This is a genomic window from Duncaniella sp., from assembly GCF_029054785.1.
Classification (GTDB): domain Bacteria; phylum Bacteroidota; class Bacteroidia; order Bacteroidales; family Muribaculaceae; genus Duncaniella.
Genome location: NZ_JAIDEN010000103.1, coordinates 19,659 through 39,818 on the forward strand (window position 1 = coordinate 19,659; position 20,160 = coordinate 39,818).

At 53.7% G+C, this 20,160-nt stretch carries 16 protein-coding genes and 1 pseudogene; 11 read left to right on the top strand and 6 right to left on the bottom strand.

Annotated features, from left to right (window positions below):
- Positions 1-5: 5 nt before the first annotated feature.
- From K2H17_RS07045 to K2H17_RS07065, 5 genes are all read right to left on the bottom strand, one after another.
- Positions 6-1,016 (bottom strand): hypothetical protein, encoded by a 1,011-nt coding sequence (locus K2H17_RS07045; RefSeq protein WP_300133089.1) that lies wholly within the window; start codon positions 1,014-1,016, stop codon positions 6-8.
- Positions 1,017-1,022: 6 nt separating this feature from the next.
- Positions 1,023-1,946: a hypothetical protein gene (locus tag K2H17_RS07050; protein ID WP_300133092.1), complete on the bottom strand. Its 924-nt coding sequence runs from the start codon at positions 1,944-1,946 to the stop codon at positions 1,023-1,025.
- Between the two features lie 19 nt (positions 1,947-1,965).
- The gene (locus K2H17_RS07055; protein WP_300133094.1) at positions 1,966-4,161 is read right to left on the bottom strand and encodes a hypothetical protein; all 2,196 of its coding nucleotides are present in this window, start codon (positions 4,159-4,161) and stop codon (positions 1,966-1,968) included.
- Positions 4,162-4,239: 78 nt separating this feature from the next.
- Positions 4,240-4,947, bottom strand: coding sequence for a hypothetical protein (locus K2H17_RS07060; RefSeq protein ID WP_300133097.1), 708 nt, complete (start codon positions 4,945-4,947; stop codon positions 4,240-4,242).
- A gap of 106 nt (positions 4,948-5,053) precedes the next feature.
- A complete protein-coding gene (locus K2H17_RS07065) occupies positions 5,054-6,391 on the bottom strand; it encodes an SPFH domain-containing protein (protein ID WP_300133100.1) in 1,338 nt (445 codons plus the stop codon).
- 362 nt (positions 6,392-6,753) lie between these two features.
- Here K2H17_RS07065 and K2H17_RS07070 point away from each other — a divergent pair, with 362 nt between their 5' ends.
- The 11 genes from K2H17_RS07070 to metF all read left to right on the top strand — a co-directional run bounded on the left by K2H17_RS07070 (position 6,754) and on the right by metF (position 18,192).
- Positions 6,754-7,545 carry a dihydrodipicolinate reductase C-terminal domain-containing protein gene (locus tag K2H17_RS07070; RefSeq protein ID WP_300133102.1) on the top strand — a complete coding sequence of 264 codons (792 nt, stop codon included), beginning with the start codon at positions 6,754-6,756 and terminating at the stop codon, positions 7,543-7,545.
- Positions 7,546-7,575: 30 nt separating this feature from the next.
- Positions 7,576-9,045, top strand: coding sequence for a signal peptidase I (gene lepB / locus K2H17_RS07075; RefSeq protein ID WP_300133104.1), 1,470 nt, complete (start codon positions 7,576-7,578; stop codon positions 9,043-9,045).
- Positions 9,038-9,697 carry a WbqC family protein gene (locus K2H17_RS07080; RefSeq protein WP_300133108.1) on the top strand — a complete coding sequence of 220 codons (660 nt, stop codon included), beginning with the start codon at positions 9,038-9,040 and terminating at the stop codon, positions 9,695-9,697. The genes lepB and K2H17_RS07080 overlap by 8 nt, the downstream gene beginning before the upstream one ends.
- A gap of 140 nt (positions 9,698-9,837) precedes the next feature.
- A complete protein-coding gene (locus tag K2H17_RS07085) occupies positions 9,838-10,491 on the top strand; it encodes a hypothetical protein (protein ID WP_300133110.1) in 654 nt (217 codons plus the stop codon).
- A gap of 129 nt (positions 10,492-10,620) precedes the next feature.
- Entirely contained in the window at positions 10,621-11,607 is a 987-nt protein-coding gene (locus tag K2H17_RS07090; protein ID WP_300133113.1) for a glycosyltransferase, read from the top strand.
- A gap of 44 nt (positions 11,608-11,651) precedes the next feature.
- Positions 11,652-12,584 (top strand): glycosyltransferase family 2 protein, encoded by a 933-nt coding sequence (locus K2H17_RS07095; RefSeq protein ID WP_300133116.1) that lies wholly within the window; start codon positions 11,652-11,654, stop codon positions 12,582-12,584.
- A gap of 116 nt (positions 12,585-12,700) precedes the next feature.
- Complete coding sequence (locus K2H17_RS07100) at positions 12,701-13,438, top strand: hypothetical protein (protein ID WP_300133118.1); 738 nt, start codon at positions 12,701-12,703, stop codon at positions 13,436-13,438.
- A gap of 476 nt (positions 13,439-13,914) precedes the next feature.
- On the top strand, positions 13,915-15,033 hold the full coding sequence (locus K2H17_RS07105) for a hypothetical protein (RefSeq protein WP_300133120.1): 1,119 nt from the start codon (positions 13,915-13,917) through the stop codon (positions 15,031-15,033).
- The gene (locus tag K2H17_RS07110; protein ID WP_300133122.1) at positions 15,018-15,461 is read left to right on the top strand and encodes a hypothetical protein; all 444 of its coding nucleotides are present in this window, start codon (positions 15,018-15,020) and stop codon (positions 15,459-15,461) included. The genes K2H17_RS07105 and K2H17_RS07110 overlap by 16 nt, the downstream gene beginning before the upstream one ends.
- Before the next feature lie 418 nt (positions 15,462-15,879).
- Complete coding sequence (locus K2H17_RS07115; RefSeq protein ID WP_300133123.1) at positions 15,880-17,157, top strand: tetratricopeptide repeat protein; 1,278 nt, start codon at positions 15,880-15,882, stop codon at positions 17,155-17,157.
- Positions 17,158-17,238: 81 nt separating this feature from the next.
- Entirely contained in the window at positions 17,239-18,192 is a 954-nt protein-coding gene (metF, locus tag K2H17_RS07120; protein WP_300133125.1) for a methylenetetrahydrofolate reductase [NAD(P)H], read from the top strand.
- Between the two features lie 299 nt (positions 18,193-18,491).
- On the opposite strand, the pseudogene recA reads toward metF, so the two are convergent.
- A pseudogene (gene recA, locus K2H17_RS07125) lies at positions 18,492-19,475 on the bottom strand (recombinase RecA); the annotation flags it as partial.
- Positions 19,476-20,160: the final 685 nt, after the last annotated feature.

Genomic DNA, 20,160 nt, shown 5'->3' on the forward strand with positions numbered 1-20,160 from the left:
ATGTTTCAGACACAAAAAATGGTGTTGTCGTTGATAAATTTGTTGAGATAGGCACGTACACGGCTGTCATGCGGGCTGTCGGTGCTGATGGCGGCGCTCACCTGATGGGTGTAGAATTTCCTGATGAGCGTCATTTCGCTTTCCTCCATCGGGCGCCACTGTTGCCGGTCCATGAACTCGACGATGTCCTGATTGTCATCCGCGGGCATCTGCGGGTTCTGATAGACCTTGGGCGAGTTTTCGCCGGAGGCATCCTGCGAGCGGACCACGCAGAGCGGCACATAGATTGTAGCCGCCCGGTTGGAGTCTTGCAGACTGTTGTTGATCAGCGTTTTGGTCGCAACCTGACGTTCAAGGAAAGTCCGGGCCTTGTTGAGCGAGTCGAGAGCGCGGCGCTTTGCGAGAGTGGCGCCGAGGATCGAGTGGAGGCGGCTGTTTTCGGCTGCGGCTACTGTCACGTCGGCGGCAAGGTCCGACGCGACGGCCCGTTCCGAGCAGTTCTGACATTCCTCCTCGATGTTGAACACGGCTTTGTCAAGCTCCATCACCCGGCTTTCAAGCTCCCGGTTGAGTTCGGTGAAGATTTTTGAATAGCGCTCGGCCACGCGGCCATAGTCGTTCTCCATCTGGCGGCGCTTGTCGAGACAGCGTTTCGAGAGCTGGTTCAGATGGAGCAGCGTCGCGTCGATCGAGCTTTTGAGCTGCGTCATCTGCTGACTCAGTTCCGAGCGGACGGTCTTGAAAAAGCCTGAGATGATTGTCTGTCCGACGGTCTCCGCGTTGCGGTGGATCGAGGCTACCTGAGCCACTTCCGTGGCTACGACCGAGTCGGTCAGGGCGTTGACATGCTGTGTGCAGACTTCAACCGAGTTGTCGAAGTCTCTGGTGTCAACGTCGACGTTGAAGACCACCGTCTCGCGGGCAGTGCCCGAATAGTACATTGTTCCGGCCTTGTTGCTGACAGAGCCTGAGTAGGGGATCTCGATGACCCTCTGGATTGATCTGCGGTAACTCATAGGCTTCTATCGGGGGGTGAATGTTTGAACTTTTGCCGCTCCGAAAAGCTTGCTCATCGTCTCCTTGATGCGGTCTGTCGCGTCAAATTCGCTGAGCATGGAGTTGAAGCTGTCGCGCACACGCGGATCAACCGCTTCGGGTTCCGACCAGGGGAACTGCACGTTGTTTGTGGCTATATGGTTGGTGATGGCGCTGCGGGTGCGGTCTGACAGGCAGACTTCAGGCATCGTGAAATGTTCCAGATCGCCCTCGTGGCGACCTCCGCAGCCTTCCCAGACAATGACCGGTAGCAGTCTGTTTTCCAGACCGGCTGACAGGCCACGGTCGAGAAGCACGCGGCCCGTCAGGGCTTTCTGGCGGCTGAGATCCATCAGAAAATCCTTCATCAGGGCGATCACCGTGCTGCCGCGGTATTTCAGGTTCGAGGCCATTATCTTCTGCGAGGTCAGCAGTGACTCGTTCTGCGAGACAGGCACTGTGGCCGACAGTTGTCTGGTGCGGTTCGAGAGGGTGTCGATCTCGGTCACAGCAAACTTGAAGGCGGGTTTGTCAAGCTCGTAGACCCGGCGCTGGAGGGCGCGGTTCAGAGTGGTGAAGAGTTTGGTGTAGCGGGCTGTGATAGAGCCGTAGTCGCGCTCCATCTGAGCCTTTATATTGTTGATCTGGCGGCGCTGCTGGTTGAGCTGAAGCAGCAGAGAGTCGACTTCGCTCTTCCATTTGGCGATCTTCTGGGAGATCTGCGAGTGGATGAGCGCATAGAATCCGCGGTTGACGTTGCGGCACACATTGTCGGCGGCTTCGGCTTCGGCTTTGAGCACGGCCACTTTCATGCCGACGACGGCTGAGGTTGTCCCGTTGACGTGGTGCGATACGCGGTCCAGCTCCCTGGCCATCGGTTGGGTGTCTACGACACAGTCAATACTTTGCATGGTATGGGAGTTTTAAGGGTTAGTTTTCAGACTCTTTATCATTGTTGCCGGCTTCCGGAGGGAGCGGGGGCGGGCAGGCTCCTGAGGGCTTTTCGCTGTCCTCGTCGATGGCTTCGGTTCCGTTGTCGAATTCACCGGTCTCCTCGTCATCATCCTCCTCATCTTCCTCGTATTCCTCATCCTCTTCCTCCTCATCGGGTTCACCGTCCTCTGCATCCTCATCCTCGATGTTTTCATCGTCGATGTCTTCGGCGTCGGGATCCTCGTTGCCGTCATATTCCTCATCGTCTTCTTCAGGCTCTTCATCGCTGTCAAGCGGCTGGAAAACGGGTGCAGGTGCGGCGGGTTCGGGTGTGGCGGCTGCGGCGGCGAGATTCTCTTCCATCTCCACGAGCGATGCCAGAGCCTCGCGCGAGATGGCCGGGAGGTTGAGGGCGATGTGTTCGAACGTGATGTCCTCGACTTTTGGCTGCGGAGGCAGCTGTGAGGATTTCGCGAAGAGCGGATTGATAGCGGCCAGGGGCTGACGGCGCTCGTCAAGGTTGTGGATCTCACCGGCGGCCACGGCGGCTTCGTTCGAATGGCCGTCGCGGAGTTTGGCGTCGTAATATTCGACATGGCCGAACTCTTCGGCTCTCATGTCGATGTCTTCCTTGAGGCGGTCCATGTATTCCTCGAACTCCTGCTGCACTTTCTGGAATTCCTGCGACTGGAGTTCGAACGCAGCGATGGATTCCTGGGTGTTGTCGACCGTGTTGACCACCGTCGCATCGAGATTCTCACCGCTTGCGGCCATCGAGTCCTCGGTTTTCTGGAGGGAGATCAGGGTGTTGTAGGCGGCCACGTATTCACGCAGGCTTTCCTGCATCAGATTGATGATGTCGGCGCCTTCCGCGCGGTTGGCACGATAGAATGCGTCGGTGTCCTGGTGCCATTTGTTGAGATAGGAGATCTTCTGGTCCTTGATGTGGTTGTAGATGCGCATGCGTTCGATGCGGTTCTCTTCCATGAGGCTCTGGACAACGGGCGCCATGATTTCCTCGTAGATCTGATGGACGCCGAAGGGCATGGAGGTGACATTTCCGTCCTCGGCGGTCCACATTCCGGTCAGGAGGTTGAACCTCACGCGCGAGCTGGGGCGCAGGTTGAATGGCTCGTAGTCCTGCACATCCTGGCTGTAATCGAAGCGTTCGTTGCGGATTCGCTGGATCTCGTCATATTCAAGCAGCGGGGAATAGTGGTTGTAGGGCGCTTTGAGAATATTGTAGAGCAGGCGGTTGGATTCGCCGACAACCTTGTCGACCGATGCGATCTTCAGGGCGGAGATGGCCTGGACCGAGGAGGCCATCGTGGTCATCAGCGATTTGATCACGTCCTCGAACTGCTGGGTCTTTGTCGACAGCGAGTCTTTCAGTTTGTTGAGTTCGCGGAAGCGGTTGATGCGGTCGGCATAGCGCTCGGAGTCGAATACGTTGATGACCGGCGCGCCTTCGGGCAGGGTCTTGGTCGAGTATTCCTCGATGAAGTCGAGATAGCGGCTGTTGCGCTGCACGAGCGGAAGAGCCACGGAGACGGTGTCGATGTCCTCCATGCAGTATGAGACAGTGCGCAGCGAGCGTTCGAGCGCGCCGAGGTAGTCATGTTCGTTGATGGTCTGTATGGAGGTGGAGTAGTTGTCGGTCTCGATCGCCTCGGTGTCCTCCGAAGTCTCGACGAGCGGGGCTTCGGTTGAGAGGTGCTCGATTTTGCCGATAGTCTCCACCAGAAGCTCGTTCTGGCGCGGGAGCTGGAGGGTCACTTCGCTGTCGGGGACTTCGCCGGTGAAGTCGACAATGAAGCTCTTGTCGTCATATTTGACCTGGTCGGCAACCGGGATGTAGGCCACACCCATTTTGCCAACCTTGTAGTCGCGGAAAATATCGGCGTGTTCCTTGCGTTTGCGCTCGATCTCCTCGTTGACATCATCGATTTTTTCCGTGTACTTCTTTTTCTTGATGAAGTACATGAAGAAGAGGATGACTGACAGCAGCCAGTACCAGGCTTTTGACAGTTGCTCTTCATAGTCAGAACGTTGCGATTCAAGGTCTGCGATCTCGCTCTCGATGCGTTCCTCCTCGCTGACGATTTTTTCTGCGGCCATCTTGTAGTAATTGAACAAGATCTTGGCTTCATCCTGATAGATGTTGCTTGAGCCGGGAAAGATTTTTCCACTCATAAGGCTTGTCTGATTGGTTTTAGGGTGGGATTATTAGGTTTTATTTGGAGACAGCTTTTTTACAACCTCTTTTGCCGCTTACTTTGAAAAGACCTTCTTGCGCTCCTCGCAGCAGCGTTCGATACGGTTGAGGCGCTTTTCGATCAGCTGAAGGTTGAGTTGGGCTTCGGGCAGGGCGCGGTCTATGTCGGCCAGAGCTTCGCTCATACGCTCTTCGAGTTCAGCAGCTTCGGGGTTGCCGGAAGGGGAGATGTAGCGCAGCGACTCGCTGATTCGGTCGAGGCGCTGACGCACGGCGGGGGGCACTCCGGCGCTTTCGGCCAAAGTGGACTCCACGCGGCGCATCCCGCGGCGCACCTGCTCGATTCCTGCGGTCAGGGATTTTTCATTGCGGTGGACCTCGGCGACCTTGCCGGCTGACTCGCGGCTGAAAACCATACCCATGACCAGAAAGAACAGCAGTATGGCCTGGGCTATGAGCTGATATTTGAAACCGAGTTCGTAGTAGGGGAGTGCGATCATGCACACTACCGCCAGAAAGGCATACCATCCCGAAAAAGTCCAGTTGATGCCCAGCGCCCCCACATCACTCCCGCTTTCATCCTTGAGATTGACCATCGGGCGGGCGAAGTTGAGAAACAGAAGGACATAGATCACCGACGAGACAATCAGGTCGAGATAATAGACATTGTCGGGAAGCTGACGGCCGAAGAGACAGAATCCGGCTATGATGATCGCTTCTCCGCCCAGAAATAAGATCCAGGTGAGTGGGTTCCAGTTTTTCATAATTCGGTCAACGGTTAGGTTGGGTTGAAACAGAGGGTGATGAAAATGTTTGTTCTGATTATGAGGGAGATGGGAGAATGAGTGAGTTTTTTGTGTCTTTTCCGGATCAGATGCGCTTGTTGCCGCATTTCGGACAGAATTTCACATTGGGCGGGAAGGGGGCGCCGCAGCGCAGGCAGTTGTCGGAAGAGGCTATGCGCTGTCCGCAGTTGCCGCAGAAGGCGCTCCCCGGACTGACAGGGGCGTTGCAGGCCGGACAGGTCTGACCTCCCGCCGCGCCGCCAAGCTGCGCACCGCAGCTCACACAGCGTTTGGAGTGGGGATTGTTGTCGGTCCCGCATTTCGGGCAGGGGTGATATTCGTTTCCGCAGTTGGGGCAGAAGCGCGAGCTGTTGGGATATTTTTTGCCGCAGTTGGAGCAATAGACCATTTTGACCGAAGGCTCCTGCGGAGCCTGACCGGCAGGATTGCTCTGGGCCTGCTGTGCGCCGAAACCGCCGGAGGCCGAGGGACCGAAGCGGGGCTGTTCGAACTGGGGGTTCATCATGCTTTGTCCGACGGGCGCACCGCCGCCGCGCAGGCCTCCGCCTCCCATCATGCCGTTCATCATATTGATGGCCATCAGACCTCCGAGAAGCGAGTTGTTGCCCCCGCCTCCGAGGCCTCCTGAGATTGAGTCGATCGCATTGTTGGCGGTGTCGAACATCTGTTCCTGCTGCCAGGTGTGGCCGGTGATCGACATGGCGCTCTGCTGGGCTATGGCCTGACGTGCGCGCTCTCCTTCGGGAGTGCTGTCGTCGATATCGATCTCATTGATGTAGAACTTGGTCAGCTCCAGACCCAGTTCCTCCCAGAAAGCTCTCATCTGTTCGCGCAGATAGCCTGAAAGCTGGTCCTGGAAAGCCGCGATGCTCTTTATGCCGACATTGTTCTGGCGCATGAACCCGATGACGGCTGATTTCACCTTGCTCATGAACTCGCCGCGTGACTGCTCGGTCATGTCGGCCTCGGTGAAGACCTCTTTCGTGCCGACGAACTTGATGAGAAACTTCTCGGTGTCGGTGATGCGCAGGCCGTATTGTCCGGCGGCGTAGATGGGTACCATAGCATTGTATTCCGCATCATGGTTCTTGATGTTGCCGGCATGCCAGTCGATGTTGAAGACCTGTACCTTATTGACAAACCAGATCTCGGCAGTGAACGGATTTTTCCCTCCGAAGGGAATACCGAAAAGACTGCGCAGGATGGGAAGGTTTTCGGTGTTCAGGGTGTGTTTGCCCGGTCCGAATTTCCCCATTAGCTGTCCCTTGGAGAAGAGGACCGCTTCCTGAGATTCGGCGACGATCAACTGAGTGTAGGTGCTGAGGTTGGTTTCAGGAAAACGCCAGGCATAGACTGTGAAATTGCCCTGTGGCGCCCATCTGACAAGATCTATTATAGCCATAGTGATTGGTTGGTGTTTTGTATTTAAGGTGTTTTGTATTTAAATTTAAGGTGTGTGGTGTGTCGGTTAAGTGTGTGTCGCAGAAAAATCTGAAACCACTGATAGACAGAGCTTATTAGCTACAATCGCAAAGATAGGAGGTTTATTTTACAAATGAATTATAAATCCCGCGAAAAAACACCGCCCAAAAACATGTTATACAACATATTCCCTGTCCTTATGTCGGTCAGGGTCTGTCCGGAGGACCGGGGTGAAAGAAAGTTGCTGAAATTGGAGATTTTGTGTAATTTTGCAGCTGATGCGGTCCGGATGGTTTCGGATTGCATGAAACAATCTCTCAGATTTTACAAATACGGATTATTATGAAAATTGCTCTTATAGGTTACGGGAAGATGGGCCACGCCATCGAGCGCATCGCCCGTGAACGCGGCCATGAGATTGTGGCCATCATTGATGTCGATAACAATGCCGATATTGACGGCGAGGCTTTCGCTTCGGCTGAGGCTGCGATCGAGTTTACAACCCCTTCTACGGCGCCTGACAACGTGATGAGGGCCGCTGCTGCCGGTGTGCCGGTTGTCTGCGGTTCGACCGGATGGGCCGCGCGCCGCGACGAGGTCGAGAAGCGCGTCAGCGAGCTTGGCGGCGCTCTTCTGGCTTCGAGCAATTTCAGCATCGGCGTGAATGTCTTCAACATCGTCAACCGCAAGCTCGCGCGTCTGATGAGCAAGCTGCCTCAGTACAAGCCCCACATGTATGAGACCCACCACGTCCACAAACTTGACCATCCGTCAGGCACTGCCATCACTCTCGCCGAGGGGATCATTGCCGAGAACGAGCGCGTCAGCTCATGGGCCGACGAGGGTATGGTCAGCATCGACGCCGCAAATGCCTCACTGACTCCGGCTCAGATCGCCGCAGGACTTGAGAAGCCCGACATGGCGCCTGACGCTCTGCCTGTTCTGAGTCTGCGCGAGGGTGAGGTTCCTGGCACCCACACGATCGAGTGGGACTCTCCGGTCGATACCATCGAGATCACCCACCGCGCCAAGAGCCGCGACGGTTTTGCCCTCGGTGCCGTGATGGCCGCCGAGTGGATTGCCGGACGCAAGGGCATTTTCACAATCGACACCATGATGCAGGAGCTGCTCTGAAACACCCTCTAAATAACCTCTAAGAATTCTATGACAACAAATACCGACAAGGCCGGAAGTTTCGCCGAGGATTTCCGTCGGCGTGTGGCCGACAACCGCACCACCCGCTGGGTGCGCTTCGCCATCGTCTCGCTAATCTTTTTCCTCTGGGTCGCATGGCTCGGCAGCTGGTGGGTAGCGCTCTTCTGGTTCCTGCTTTTTGACATCTATATCACGGGCTACATTCCGCTGACCTGGTGGAAAAGTTCGAAAAACGCGGCTGTGAAGGCTGTGATGAGCTGGGTCGATGCCATTGTCTACGCCCTGATCCTTGTCTATTTCGTCTTCACCTTCATCGGGCAGAACTATCAGATCCCGTCGTCGTCGCTTGAGAAGTCGCTCCTTGTCGGTGACTATCTGTGGGTCAACAAAATGGCCTACGGTCCGAGGGTGCCGATGACTCCCGTTCATTTCCCGCTGGTACAGAATACCTTTCCGGTGATCAACACAAAGTCCTATCTTGAGAATCCGCAGTGGGACTACCACCGTCTCAAGGGACTCGGCTCGGTCGAGCGCGGCGACATCGTCGTCTTCAACTTCCCTGCGGGCGACACCGTGGCCACCAAAGTGACCAACCCCGACTACTATACGCTGGTCCGCGCCTATGGCCGCGATAACATCCTGAACAATCCCCAGACTTTCGGCGAGATCGTCTATCGACCCGTTGACCGTCGCGAGAACTATGTCAAGCGCGCTGTCGGACTCCCCGGCGAGTGGCTCAAGATTGTCGACGGTGTCATCCACATCAACGGCGAGCCGATCGAACAGCCTGAAAACGTGCAGTTCAACCATTATTTCCAGCTCAAGCAGGGCGCGATGACCGATGCGCAGTGGGACGCGCTCGGCATTGCCGTCGATGACCGCCACTCGGTCAATATCACCCCCGACGATGTCGCCGGTCTCAGGATTCTCGGCTTCACCGTCAATCCTGATGGCACTGTGCCTCCGGTCTACATCTCGCCGCTGACTCCCGCGATGGTCAAGACTCTCGAAGCCGATCCGGCAGTGGCCAAGGTGATGAAAGTGCCGTCGTTCACCCCCGAACCGCTCTTCCCTGAGGCTGTCAGCCAGGGATGGACTCCCGCCGACTATGGCGAGATCTGGATTCCGCGCAAAGGCGCCACGCTCAGGATGGGGCAGCGCGCATGGGACATCTACGGACGGACAATCCGTGTCTACGAGGGCAATCCCGACGCCGAATTCCGCGACGGCAAGCTCTACATCAACGGTCAGCCCCAGGACAGCTATACATTCAGGATGGACTATTACTTCATGATGGGCGACAACCGCGACAATTCGCTCGACTCGCGCTTCTGGGGGCTTGTGCCTGAAGACCACATCGTAGGCCGTCCTGAGCGTGTGCTCATATCCTTCGACAAGGACCGTTCGCTGTTCAACGGCGGCATCCGCTGGGACCGCATCCTCATGAATGCCAACCCTGACAAACATAAATATGAGTGAGATGCAGCCTCAGGCCTCATCCCCCCTGCTCCTGCCTCCGATGCTGTGTGCGCCCGTTGAGGTCTATGCCCTCATCAGCAGGCAGGGCGGAGATGCCCGCTTCGACTGGAGCGCCCGCTTTGACAAGCGCTTCAAGGACAGCCACCGCTTCGCCATAGCCGACACCCGCGGACGCCTGGAACTCACGGTGCCCATAGCCAAGCCTGAGACCTCGCGCTGCGGCTGGGACGAAATCCGGATTTCAGACCACGGCCAGTGGTGGGACGTCCACCGCGTGGCGCTCGAAAGTGCCTATGGGCGTACACCCTATTTCGAGTTCTATGAGGACCGTCTGCTGCCGATGCTTACCGCCGGAGTCTGTGAGCGCTACCCCTTGCTCAAGGATCTTGCCGGAGCCTGGGACTCATGGATCAGGAAAGCGCTTGAGCTTCCGTCCTCATCGGCTGCTTCCCGTCCTTCTGACTCTTACGCAGGACCATCTGACCCCGCCGCAAGCCACTCTGCCGTCCCCGTCTCAGCCCCGGCGGCGATCGGATTGCCTCCCTACTGGCAGATCCGAGCCGACAAACTGGGCTTCATCCCCGGTCTATCGGTCCTCGACCTCATATTCAACCTCGGACCCGAAGCCGTCCTCTACCTCGACCGCCTCTGATAGAGGGGAGCCGTAAATCATAATAGACGAATATTTTACAACATCTGCCTGAAAATTCCTTTTTTTACCCTTTTTTGGTTGTTTTTATAAAATCAAATATTTTTGGTTGTTTCTGCGGATTTTCATATATTTGCGTCATTATGAAAGAAATAATAAAGGGTGTCATAACCGGTGATATTGTCGGCTCTACCTTTAACACAGGGGGGGAGAGGGCGCAATTGTTGTCCGGTCTGCAAACCATAGCAAATGATATATCGGAATTGATGCCGCTTAAAATGGAACTGTTCCGTGGAGATAGTTTCCAGATTGTCGCTGATGATCCGGAAGACTCTGTGAAGATTGCGGTTTTGTTCAGAGCAGCATTAAAAGGACTGACACCCGCTGAAGCCAGGCATTTATGGGATGCAAGGGTTGCTGTCGGGATCGGTACTGTTGATTATGAGTCAGAGCGGATTGGTCTTTCAGATGGAGAAGCCTTCAGGCTGTCAGGCAGAGAATTGGACAGTATAGGGAAAAAACGACTGGTTGTGACTACTCCCTGGAGTGAAATAAATGATGAATTGTCTGTCAGCACATCTTTTGCGGATGATATAATTACAGCGTGGACCCGTGTACAGGCGGAGATAACATATTGGAAGATAGCGGAAAATAAGGCTCAAAAGGAAATTGCAGAGCAGTTTGGCCGCACGCCGCAAAACATCAGCAAGATATTGGGCGCATCGAAAGAAAATTTGATCTGTCAGTATCTCACACGATGCAGAAACCTGATTCTAAACAAAATATCTGCCTTATGACATTTACGATACTTCTACGGTTGTTATTTGCCCATCTGGCAGGATTTATAACTAAATCAATGATAGGTTTATGATTCTGAGTAGCAATATTTAACCGAATAACCACTGAAAAACAAACCATAAACACAGATGCCATCACCCGCTGTTTCCATAATTGTTCCGGTCTATAATGCCGAGGCCACGCTGGGCCGCTGTATCGACAGTCTGCTCGCACAGAGTTTCGATGACTTCGAGCTTATAGCCGTTGACGACGGTAGTTCCGACAGTTCGCAGGATATTGTCAGGACATATACCGGACGCGACAGCCGCATCAGGCTCCTCACCCCCGGCCACGGTGGCGTCTCAGCTGCCCGAAACTGCGGCATTGAGGCTGCATCAGGCACATGGCTCACCTTTGTCGATTCTGACGACTATGTGGCCCCTGACTATCTTGAAGACCTCCTTGAAGGCTCCTCAGGCACTCAGTTTGCCATCTCTGGCTATTCGGTGGTCAATCCGGGGGCTGCGCCTGAGGCTGTCAGTGTCTGCTCCGGACAACTTGAACGCGACGGCTCCGGCTGCTGCTCGCTTCCTCAGCTGCTTGAATGTTTCAGCGCCTACTCCCTGGGCTTTGTCTGGGGGAAACTTTTCAGACGCGACATTGTCAACGCCAACAGCCTCCGCTTTGATCCTGATATCTCTTTCGGCGAGGACGGGATTTTCTGCTTTTCATATTTCCGCCATGTGACAAACTGCCGTTTCAGCCTGCGGTCGGGCTATTTCTACGTGCGCGGCGCCGACAATTCCTCGCTCGCGCTGTCGGCTCCGGTCATCTCCCGCCTTGCCGGACTTGAACGCTTTCTGGACATTGTCTCGGCCGGTGGTTTCGACAACGTGGAGGTCAGAAAAAAGATCGAGATCCACTATCTCGGAGGCCTCCTGACAACTCTTAAAAAGGATTTCTACTCCCCGTCGCCGGCTCTGACCGCAAAGGACAGGCAAAGGTGTTACGAAACCATACGCCGTCGGCTGCTCCCGGCTTCCTACCGTCCCTCGCTGCCGTTTTTCTTTGATTTCTGCGGCTATTTCCACTGGTGGCGGCTCTATGAGCGCCTGTTCAAGCTCATCTACGTCTGAAACTTCTCCCGCTATAAACACTCCCCCTTATACCCTCTGCCTGTATGTCCGCCACTCCTCTGATTTCGGTCATCGTCCCTGTCTATAACTGCGCAGCGACCCTTGGGCGCTGTGTGGAGAGCATCCTGGCGCAGGACTACGAAAACTTCGAACTGCTTCTTGTCGACGACGGCTCGACCGACCGCTCTGCCGAAGTAGCCCGAAGTTATGCCGGAGAGCGTGTGCGTGTGCTCGTCAAGGAAAACGGCGGTCCGGCCTCGGCCCGCAATTTCGGTCTTGACAATTGCTCGGAAGAGGCCGAGAAAGTCTGCTTTGTCGATTCCGACGACTATGTCGATCCCGACTATCTCAGCTCGCTTCTTGCCACCGGAGGAGATCTGGCCGTCACTGCGCTGACCCACCACTGGCCTGACGGACAGACGGAGACCCAGCGTCTTCCGGACCGGACCTACGCATCCTTCCGCGACAATCGCGCCTTCCTTTCCTCGCTCGCAGGAGGCGCTTTCAATCCCCCTGTCGGCAAACTCTACTCGCTGTCGGTCATCCGCGCCGCAGGACTGCGTTTTCCGCCCCTCAGGCTGCTCGAAGATGTCAGCTTCAATTTCAGCTATCTCGAAAAATGCCGGACGGTCTGCATGTCAGGCAGAGCTACCTACCACTATCTCCACCGTCCAGGATCAGAAACCTCGCGGGCCGACATGGAAGCCGTCGGCAACTACGAGAATCTCCACCGCCGTCTGCGTTCGTTTTTCGCCACTGAGCTGCGGCGCGATGTAGACCGCCTGATCTATCCGCAGTACATGGCCCTTGTCCTGCGTTTCCTGCGGCTCTCCGACAGCCGCAGCGCCCGTCAGACCCTCAGCCGTCCGCCGGTCCGCGAAAGTTTCGCCGCCCACCGCAGCGCCTCCCCCGGAGAATGGCTCGTCAAAACCCTCATCCGCCTGCGCCTTTTCCCCTTGGTTCGACGGCTGATCTGATCTCCCTCCGCATCCCTGTGAGGTTGTAAGCTTCTGATCCGAAAGATTTCTGTATTTGGAAATCTATTCGTAATTTTGCTGCCGATATGTGCTTGACATCTGCCAAGATACCCGCAATGAAACGTTTCCGTTTGGTCTTGATCTGTCTGCTTCTGTCGGTCGGAATGGTGTCCTGTGCGCCTGAAGAAAATTCCGGCGCCCTCACTCCGGAGCAACAGTCGATGGACATCGAGAGCCTGCGGCGGGAGCTGACCGAAACACGGGCCGCTCATTCGCGGATGATCCGCCGCCTCACCATAGCCCTTGAAGCCATTTACCTTTCCGGAGCCGTGGCGTTTGGAATTATCTTGTACAGGCGCAAATTGCGTCGCGACGAATATTATTTTCAGATAGGGCAGAATATACGTGAGATCACCGAACTCCGTCAGCGCGACAACGAGGCAACCAACTCATTGCTGCGCGAGCTGCTGACCAAAGAATACCGTCTGATGGACGAAAAATGCCGCGAGTACTACGAAAAATCCTCTCCTCAGACCCGCAAAAACGTCTCGGACGAGGCTGTCGAACTTGTCGATCGTCTTTCGTCTGCTGAACAGGTCGCAGAACTTGAAGAAACCGTCAACCGCTATCAGTCCGACGTTATGGCCCGTTTTCGTCGCGATCTTCCCGACCTGAAATCCGATGACTATAAACTCTTCCTCTATTCGATCCTCGGATTTTCAAGCACCGCCATCGCAGTGTTTCTGAAAGCCGGAAAAATCGAGTCGGTCTATAACCGCAAGCGCCGCCTGAAAGCCAAGATCCGTCAGTTGCCTGATCAGTCTCTTGTCACTGCTTATCTCGCCTACCTGTAATTTCCATCAACTAAACTATCCTAAAGAATAATTATGAGTGATTTTATATGGATAAATGCAGCTCTTAGCTTGATTCCAGCTCAATTTCTCACCCATTATATAGAGCCTAAAATCAAATCGCGATATAAAAAGCGGCTCCATCGCTATGCCGCCATTTTTTTGGCTGAGGCCGTCAGTTTTGCGGTCGTTTTTCTTCTGTTGATGTGGATCTTTGACTGGAAGACGGAATAAATATATTGATTCAGGAAGTGAGATTCACGGCGCTGGGGGATGGCTGTTTTGTTAAGTTTCGGGATTGACGATCTTTAAATATAGGCAAAGATAGAATAGCAAAATTATTTAACATTATAGTGTTTTAAAATCAGGTGGTTAGGTCGCGTAAAAGACAAAATAAATATTGGAAAAACGAGAGTTGGGGGTGAGATAATATCTTAATTTTGCAGCGAGAAACTAAAATTTTATAACTTCAAATAATTATGAAAACAACAGTTTTTTTCGCTATTGTCTCGTTTATACTCCTTTTTTCATCTTGTGCGGAGGGGCCAGAATTAACATTGCAGGGTGATACAAATTATTCGATTCAGCAACAGCCTAAATATGATGTATCTGAATTGAATAAGGTGTATAGTGCATTAGATAGTTTAAATAGATCTATAACATGCAAAAGTAATGTTAGTAGAGGTGTCAGAAGAATGTTCATGGTAAAATTAGCAGATCAGGCAGGTCGACGAGGCGGACAGTGGATTGGGCGGACTGCTGGTGCGTCCTTAGGTTCTTTGGGTGGGCCTGGAACGGCTTGTGTAGGATATTTGGCTGGAAATTTAATTGGTGGATTTGTAGGAGATGTTGTATCGTCTGCTTTTGTGGATTGTCTGTTGGATTGTTATGGTTACACGATGGTTGCGCCAAACTCAATGTTGTTCAAAGCGGATTATGGTATTCAAGTAGCGACATTCATAGAGAGGGCTATGTTGGATAGCGTGTTTATGAATCAAAATGTCAATATTATGCCATTAGATTTTGTTGAAAATATTGGGGATATTGATGGTATAGACAATAGTGGTACAATTTCCAATACGCCAATGATTGTAGTGCATGACTCATTGGGATATTATCACAACTCATTTATGGTGTCAGTAAATCATAATAAAAATGCATATATTTTTAATGGGAAACCAGATATTGACAGATTGTATGATGATGTTCTGTTAAGATTAATGGAGAGTGGTTATGATGTAAGTCAATTCAAGAATAATTTTGAATTAAGAAGCTTGATGATTGAAATGATTCAGACTTTTGGAGAATTAGGCTTTAGAGGAGTTGCAGAGGATATGTCTTTGACTCAATATGTCGAAGATCAGTGTGTGTACTTACAATCTAATTGTCTATTGACAGATGAAGAAATTTCGATTTATAAGAATTTTGATGTGAAGATCGTTGAAACTTGCAGCACGCTTTCTGAGGAGGATATCCATAATTATTCGACAGAATTAAATGAATTATTAGATAATGCGGAAATATCTCATGAACTGAGGGTAAATTTGGCCATCGGTGCTCAGGCTGCTCTTAATAGTGCTTTATGTTGGAATCAATAAATGTTAAACTAATGGTCTCTAATCTGTATTTGATAATTGCGGTGTGTGTCGGTGTGATGCTTTTGCTCTGCGGTCCGATCGCGAGGACTGAGCTCTGCAAAGCAAAGCTGAAGATTGAGAAGCACGGCGAAACCATCAATGTTGGTAAGCTGCTGATTATAACTTTCTTGCTCTGTGCGGCAGCAGAAGCAGCCATCATCCTGGGGGCGGCATACCTTGTGGGCTTTGACCGGATTCTGGATAATAAATACTTTACGATCGTTGTTGTCGGCTGTCTCGTCACCCCGATAGGAATGGCGTTTGACCATAGGGTGAAACGCTTGGTTCGGAAAGAGTCGTCAAGAACTGTGATCAGTTATGTAGCCGGTGTTGCCCTGCTGATGTTAACTTACCGGCTCCTGACTTCCATCGGATTTGCGGGTCTCTGACCCGAAGCAGTCTTGTCTGACATATCCTTAAAGCATCAAAACATCGCCCTGCCTCTGAACGCTGAGGCGGGGGCGATGTTTCAATGTGGTTACAAATGTGAAAATTCTGTTACAATTAGGCATGATCCGGCTGTGAAAGCCGATGATTCGGATGGAATTTCGTAATTTTGTCAGAATACAGCGTTAAGTGGATGTTGCAAAACCTGCCGCAATTGGCTTGGGTAGGGACGCTTTTAAAAGCGTCCTCCATCAGGCGATTGATTCCAAGGTAATTGCTGACGGCGATTGACTCCAAGACAGCTGCGGATGCTTTAAAAAGCATCCCTACTGCGAGGCATAGTTCTGCGACAACCTCTGAAGCTGCCTCTCAGGAACACCTTTACCAAGTGCATATATAGACTGACAATCATATACTCGTATGAACGGACGATATTCAACCGAAGTAGCCAAAGCCATCCAGAAGATATGGCTCAGCCACAGCCCCCGCCAGATGCGCGAGGGCTATGAGATGCTGCGCAAGGCTTCCGAAGCCGGCGACGCTGACGCCATGTGCTACTTCGCCCGTTGCCATCTGGGCGAAAGTTATGTCTGGAGCGGAGCGGGCTTCCCGGTTGATCCCGATCTTGCTTCAGAGCTGATCAGTGAAGCCGTCGGGCTCGGCAGCGCCACAGCGGTGCTCTGCGCCCTGCGCAGCGGCATGTTTTCGCCGGAAATGGCCGAAGAGATGCCATTCGACTCGCTTCGGGAGGCCTACGACGAGATTCTCTCGCAGGCCGAGGACGGCGATGCTTTCTGTCTCTACATGATCGGAAACGTGATGTTCTGGGGCGACTACATGCTCATCGACCCCGACGCTGCCGACCGGTTCTCCACCGAGGAGGAATATTACCGCTACGCCTATCCCATCGCCGCCGATTTCTATCAGCAGTCTTTCGAAGCCGGCCTGAGTTCCGGTTTCGGCAACTACCGCACGATCTATGAATCGGGCCTTGCCGACATGGACGGCAATGTCTTCGAAGAGCACATGGAGATGCTTGCCGAATCGGGCGATCCGCTGGTCTGCAACGACTACGGAAAGTGGCTTGAAGACGAGTATGACGACGCCGACCACGCTTTTGAATACTACCGCCGTGCCGTCGAGCTGGGCGATCAGAAGTCGGCCTACAATGTAGGCACCTGCTATGGCCGCGGCTACGGCGTCGACGAGGATCCCGACAAGGCTTTCGAGTATTACCTGATAGCCGCCCGCGAGGGCCATCCGATGGCCCAGTTCCAGGTCGGCAATTTCTATTTCGAGGGTCGCGGCAGCCTTCCCTGCGACCATTCCAAGGCCTACCGGTGGCTTTCGATGGCCCACGAGAACGAGGATTGCGGCGAGGACACTTCCTGGAGAGCGGCGGCGGAACTCGGAGTGCTTGTGCAGGCCGGTCTCGGAACCGCTCAGGACGATGTCCGGGCCTACCGCTATCTTTCCGAAGCCGAAAAGCATCTCGATGAGGTCTGGGAGCCTCTTGATGCGATGGTGCTCAACGCCCTTGGTCTTGCATACGGCTTCGGACGCGGCACGGCTGAGAACATTGACCGCGCAGTCGGCTATTTTGACCGTGCGATTGACTATGGTTCGGAAGAAGCCCGCGCAAACAAGGCCCGTTTCAAGCGCTCGCTTTTCGGGCTGGGCAGGTGGACCAGACGCTGACCCGCCCGGCGGCGACGTCAGTGATCGAATGCGAATGAAAACAAAACAGAAACCACAGAAAATAAGTATATCAGAATAAGTATGAGAGTAATAGATCATCTTCAGGCCAATCCCGGCCACACGGCTTTTTCCTTTGAGATCCTGCCCCCGCTGAAAGGCAACAGCATCGAGAAGGTCTACAATATCATCGACAAACTCCGCGATTTTGATCCGAAGTATATCAACATCACCTCCCACCACAGCGAGATGATTTTCAAGGAAATGCCCGACGGCAGCTTCCGTCCGCAGAAGATGCGCAAGCGCCCCGGATCGGTAGCCATCGCCTCGGCCATCCAGAACAAATACGGCATCACGGCTGTCCCCCACATCATCTGCAAGGGCTTCACCCGCGACGAGACCGAATATGCCCTCATTGACCTCAATTTCCTCGGTGTTCATGACCTGCTTCTGCTTCGCGGCGACATCAAAGGTCCGGAGAAGTCCGACGACCCCTCCAGAATCAACCGCCATGCCACAGACCTCCAGGCCCAGGTCAACGATTTCAACCGCGGAATCTATGCCGACGGAGAGCGTTTCGAGCCTAACGAGACCCCATTCAGCTACGGCATGGCCTGTTATCCCGAAAAACATGAGGAGGCTCCCAACATGGAGTCGGATCTCTACTATGCCAAGCAGAAGGTCGACAACGGCGCTGACTATCTGGTGACCCAGATGTTTTTCGACAACAGCAAGTATTTCGAATTCGTAGAGCGCTGCCGCAAGGCCGGAATCACCGTTCCGATCATTCCCGGAATCAAGCCCGTGGTCTTCGCCAACCAGCTCAATGTGCTCCCCCGCGTGTTCCGTTCGGACATCCCCGAAGCCTTTGCCTCCGAACTGCGCAAATGCAAGGACGATGCCGAAGTGCGTGAGGTCGGCGTTGAATGGTGCATCGGCCAGTGCCGCGATCTGATCGCCCACGGAGTCCCCAGCATCCATTTCTACACGCTGATGGCCTCCGAATCGGTCCGCCGTGTCGCCAAGGAGATCTATTGACCGGCATATTGCAAAATCTGTCCCTACCGAGAGGCATCGTTATTCAATAATATCTGTAAAATAAAACAGGCGTGGGCCATTTTGGTCCGCGCCTGCTTGTCTAAGTCGGTATGTGTGTGCTTTCCTTAGATGTCTTCTTCGATTGAGAAATCGTCGGGGAGATCCTCGTCGTCAAAAAGGCTTTCGTCACCGAGCGAGTTGATGTCGTCGGCTGTCGGTTCGTCATCCTCCTCCTTGGCCTTTGCCGAAGCCTTCTTGTCGGCAGCCTTGGCGCTCTTCTTGCCTGAGCCGGAGGCGCCCTTTTCCTTGAGAGCCTCCATGATGAGAGCTTCCAGCTCTTCGGCGAGTTCGGGATTGTCGCGGATCACACGCTTGGCGGCGTCGCGGCCCTGAGCGAGCTTGGTGTCGTTGTAGGAGAACCATGAGCCGCTCTTCTTGATGATGCCCAGATCTACACCGAGGTCAATGATCTCGCCGCTGCGCGAGATGCCTTCGCCGAACATGATGTCGAATTCAGCGCGCTTGAACGGAGGCGCAACCTTGTTCTTGACAACCTTCACCTTGGTCAGCTTGCCGAGAACATCGTCGCCGTCCTTGATCGAGGTGCTGGGGCGGATGTCGATACGTACTGAGGCATAGAATTTCAGAGCGTTGCCGCCGGTGGTGGTTTCCGAGGGACCGAACATCACACCGATCTTCTCGCGCAGCTGGTTGATGAAGATACAGGTTGTGTTGGTGCGGGAAATGGTGCCGGTCAGCTTACGCATGGCCTGAGACATCAGTCGCGCCTGTACGCCTACGTTCTTGTCGCCCATATCGCCGTCGATCTCGCTCTTGGGGGTCAGTGCGGCCACGGAGTCGATCACCAGGATGTCGATGGCCGACGAGCGGATCAGCTGTTCGGCAATTTCAAGGGCCTGCTCGCCGTTGTCGGGCTGGGCCATGAAGAGATTGTTGACGTCGACACCGAGTTTTTCGGCATAGAAGCGGTCAAAGGCATGTTCGGCGTCAATGATGGCCGCGATGCCGCCCGCTTTCTGCGCTTCGGCTATGGCGTGAATGGCGAGAGTGGTCTTACCTGACGATTCCGGACCGAAGATCTCGATGATTCGGCCGCGGGGATAGCCTCCGACGCCGAGGGCATAGTTGAGACCGATCGAGCCTGAGGGGATCACCTCGACATCCTCGATGTTCTCGTCTCCGAGTTTCATGATGGCTCCTCGGCCATAGTTTTTCTCTATATTTCCAAGGGCCTGGTTCAGGGCGTTGAGTTTCGCCTTCATCGGGTCGAGCTCCTTGTCCTTCGAGGCCTTGATTGCCGGCTTTTTCTTTTCCATGTCGTTTTTTATTTCTATGGTCTAATTGTTTATGATGCAAAGTTAACACGCGACGCGGGCAAAAACGCTGCACATCTGCGCTAAAATGAGTTAAATTTCAGCTGTTGTCTGAATTTTACAGATTGCTAAGTTAGCGATTTTTAGGGATGTTGGCAAAAAAATTAGAAATAAATAAAAAATTTTTTGATTTGCGGTGAACCATTTCGCGCAGGCGTGTGTTTAATAGGTACATAGCAAAATTACTTTTTCCATTGCAAGAAATGTGATAATGATTGGTTTATTAAATGAATTAAAGCTGTCGTGAGACAGCTTTTTTCGTTATATACGTTTAGTTTCGCACCTCCGGCGGAGGGGATTTGTGTTGTTTTGTGCCGCACCTACGGCGCTTTTTGGGGAAGGGAGGGGGTTGCGTATCACCACAGCTGCGGACACCTACGGCGCCCTTGCAGTGGCCTGGAATCTCCGGACCGCTAACGCGGCCCGCCTGCACGGCGCCCTTGCAGTGGCCTGAAATCTCCGGACCGCTAACGCGGCCCCCCGCACGGCGCCCTTGCAGTGGCCTGGATTCTTCCGACCGCCAACCCCGCCCCCCAGCCCCGGGGCCCTGCCCGGCCGTAGACCGTGGAGGGTT

Coding starts and splice junctions, on each gene's coding strand:
- K2H17_RS07045 (WP_300133089.1), bottom strand. CDS start 1,016: ATGAGTTACCGCAGATCAATCCAGAGGGTCATCGAGATCCCCTACTCA.
- K2H17_RS07050 (WP_300133092.1), bottom strand. CDS start 1,946: ATGCAAAGTATTGACTGTGTCGTAGACACCCAACCGATGGCCAGGGAG.
- K2H17_RS07055 (WP_300133094.1), bottom strand. CDS start 4,161: ATGAGTGGAAAAATCTTTCCCGGCTCAAGCAACATCTATCAGGATGAA.
- K2H17_RS07060 (WP_300133097.1), bottom strand. CDS start 4,947: ATGAAAAACTGGAACCCACTCACCTGGATCTTATTTCTGGGCGGAGAA.
- K2H17_RS07065 (WP_300133100.1), bottom strand. CDS start 6,391: ATGGCTATAATAGATCTTGTCAGATGGGCGCCACAGGGCAATTTCACA.
- K2H17_RS07070 (WP_300133102.1), top strand. CDS start 6,754: ATGAAAATTGCTCTTATAGGTTACGGGAAGATGGGCCACGCCATCGAG.
- lepB (WP_300133104.1), top strand. CDS start 7,576: ATGACAACAAATACCGACAAGGCCGGAAGTTTCGCCGAGGATTTCCGT.
- K2H17_RS07080 (WP_300133108.1), top strand. CDS start 9,038: ATGAGTGAGATGCAGCCTCAGGCCTCATCCCCCCTGCTCCTGCCTCCG.
- K2H17_RS07085 (WP_300133110.1), top strand. CDS start 9,838: ATGAAAGAAATAATAAAGGGTGTCATAACCGGTGATATTGTCGGCTCT.
- K2H17_RS07090 (WP_300133113.1), top strand. CDS start 10,621: ATGCCATCACCCGCTGTTTCCATAATTGTTCCGGTCTATAATGCCGAG.
- K2H17_RS07095 (WP_300133116.1), top strand. CDS start 11,652: ATGTCCGCCACTCCTCTGATTTCGGTCATCGTCCCTGTCTATAACTGC.
- K2H17_RS07100 (WP_300133118.1), top strand. CDS start 12,701: ATGAAACGTTTCCGTTTGGTCTTGATCTGTCTGCTTCTGTCGGTCGGA.
- K2H17_RS07105 (WP_300133120.1), top strand. CDS start 13,915: ATGAAAACAACAGTTTTTTTCGCTATTGTCTCGTTTATACTCCTTTTT.
- K2H17_RS07110 (WP_300133122.1), top strand. CDS start 15,018: ATGTTGGAATCAATAAATGTTAAACTAATGGTCTCTAATCTGTATTTG.
- K2H17_RS07115 (WP_300133123.1), top strand. CDS start 15,880: ATGAACGGACGATATTCAACCGAAGTAGCCAAAGCCATCCAGAAGATA.
- metF (WP_300133125.1), top strand. CDS start 17,239: ATGAGAGTAATAGATCATCTTCAGGCCAATCCCGGCCACACGGCTTTT.